General features: G+C 65.9%; 1 protein-coding gene. It reads right to left on the bottom strand.

The genetic code is table 11. The annotated features are described in order from the left end of the window. A partial coding sequence (locus tag CF70_RS33965; RefSeq protein ID WP_035870899.1) for a transposase occupies nt 1-305 on the bottom strand: 305 nt, incomplete at both ends.

The following is a 305-nucleotide window of genomic DNA, read 5'->3' on the forward strand; positions in this document are numbered from 1 at the left end:
GAACCGCTCATCGTGCCGCGCGTTGAATGCCTGCCAGACGGCCTGGGCGCGATGTGTGTTCAGGTTGTCCCAGACGACGTGCACCTGTTTGCCCGGGTACGCGGTTGCCACGCGCTCCATGAAGGCCACCAGATCGTTCTGGGTGCGGCGCTCGCGGCAATCTGCCAGCACCTGTCCAGTATGCACATCCAGCGCGGCAATCAACGCCTGGGTGCCGTGACGAACATACTCAAACTCACGCCGACGCAGCCGCCCCGGCGCGGGCGCACGTCCCGGGTGCTTACGCTCGATGGCCTGAATGCCGG

The organism is Cupriavidus sp. SK-3 (assembly GCF_000611145.1).
Classification (GTDB): domain Bacteria; phylum Pseudomonadota; class Gammaproteobacteria; order Burkholderiales; family Burkholderiaceae; genus Cupriavidus.